Source organism: Streptococcus oralis (genome assembly GCF_001578945.1).
Classification (GTDB): Bacteria; Bacillota; Bacilli; order Lactobacillales; family Streptococcaceae; genus Streptococcus; species Streptococcus oralis_Q.
Genome location: NZ_KQ969552.1, coordinates 343,804 through 345,621 on the forward strand (window position 1 = coordinate 343,804; position 1,818 = coordinate 345,621).

The window sequence follows — 1,818 nt, forward strand, 5'->3', positions numbered from 1 at the left end:
TACCTGACTTTGGATCAAGAAGAAATCCCTGACCAGACTACGGTCTATATGTGTGGACCTCTTCCTATGATGAAGGCCCTTGCTAAGCAAATCAAGAAAAAGAATCCCAAAGCAAAACTCATTTACGAAGGTTTCAAGTTTAAATAATAATCGTTGTCCCTCTAACACAAAAGAGGGACTTTCTTTTCACTTTATTTCCCTCTTCTATGCTATACTTAGTTTAGTACATTCTTTGAGATTGGAGCCAGTAGGAAAATCCATAAAACCGTGAATCCCGTTGCCTATGAAAACACTTATTACCTGGAAGGAGACCAACACCTAATTGTGGTTGACCCAGGTAGCCATTGGGAAGCCATTCGCAAGATCATCGAGAAAATCAACAAACCCGTCTGTGCGATTCTCCTGACCCACACCCACTACGACCATATTATGAGTCTGGACTTGGTTCGTGATACTTTTGGAAATCCCCCAGTTTATGTAGCAGAGAGTGAAGCTTCTTGGCTCTATACTCCCGTTGACAATCTCTCTGGTCTACCTCGTCATGACGATATGGCTGATGTCATCTGCAAACCAGCTGAACACACCTATGTCTTTCATCAAGAATACCAGCTTGAGGAATTTCATTTTACAGTTCTACCGACTCCAGGGCACTCTATTGGCGGTGTTTCTCTGGTCTTTCCTGATGCCCATCTAGTCTTGACCGGAGATGCTCTGTTCCGTGAAACCATCGGTCGGACAGACCTTCCTACAGGAAGCACGGAACAACTTCTCCATAGCATTCAGACGCAACTCTTCACACTTCCTAACTACGATGTCTATCCTGGACACGGGCCAGCTACGACCATCGCTCATGAAAAGACTTTCAATCCCTTTTTCTAGCAAGCATAACCACCCATCTAACGGGTGGTTTGCACCAGGGCTATAAGCCCAAATTACCAGCCAGCGCCTAAAGACGCTGGCTTTCACGTTGTTCAAGCCTCATTGCTCTTGACTCTTCACAAACCTCTCAAAGAGGTGTTCGCATTACTTACCACTATCCCTAAAGGGATCCTCATATTCTTTTACACTTAATTTATCCAATGATATATCATGCTTTACTCGTTCTCAAATTTTTAGACTCGTGAAGAAATCATCCACTGGATAATTTCTTTAATCTTGAATATATTTCTTAATTGTGGCTTCATTAAGTCCCACTGTACTCACATAATAACCTTCTGCCCAGAAATGCCGATTCCCAAACTTGTACTTGAGGTTGGCGTGTTTATCAAACATCATGAGTGCACTTTTACCTTTTAAATATCCCATGAAACTTGAAACACTTATCCTCGGTGGAATACTTACTAACATATGTACATGATCAGGCATCAAGTGACCTTCGATAATTTCAACACCTTTATAACTGCACAAACGATGAAATATTTCGCCTAAACTACTTCGATATTGATTATAGATCACTTTTCGTCTATACTTAGGGGTAAACACAATGTGATAGAACACATCCACTTTGTGTGTGATAAACTATGTGCCTTTTGTGCCCTCAACTTTTTTATTTTTAGGTTTCGGCAAAAATCATCCACTGGATAATTTTTCTTCTCCTTTCGCTTTACAATTGGCTTGAACACCTTTATTGTATCGCGTTTGGAGTTTTTTTTGGTATAACCTTCAATGCGCACCCGCATAGCGGGTAGTTTATTTGTCTCGCACCTGACGGAGCGAGACGGACTAATAGTCTCTATAAACCTTTATCTCTTTTTAGATTTTTTAACATGTTCCCTATACATTTTTGACTTCTTTCCATACCATTCTTCAATGGTATAG

The 1,818-nt window shown here is 40.9% G+C and carries 1 protein-coding gene and 2 pseudogenes; 2 read left to right on the forward strand and 1 reads right to left on the reverse strand.

Going from position 1 to position 1,818, the window contains the following annotated elements:
- Nucleotides 1–147: pseudogene (locus SORDD16_RS11930) on the forward strand (ferredoxin reductase family protein); the annotation flags it as partial.
- A gap of 90 nt (nt 148–237) precedes the next feature.
- On the forward strand, nt 238–879 hold the full coding sequence (locus SORDD16_RS07125) for an MBL fold metallo-hydrolase (RefSeq protein WP_061452880.1): 642 nt from the start codon (nt 238–240) through the stop codon (nt 877–879).
- A 144-nt stretch (nt 880–1,023) separates the two neighbouring features.
- Here the strand turns inward: SORDD16_RS07125 and tnpA are convergent.
- A pseudogene (gene tnpA / locus SORDD16_RS07130) lies at nt 1,024–1,499 on the reverse strand (IS200/IS605 family transposase).
- Between the last annotated feature and the right edge of the window lie 319 nt (nt 1,500–1,818).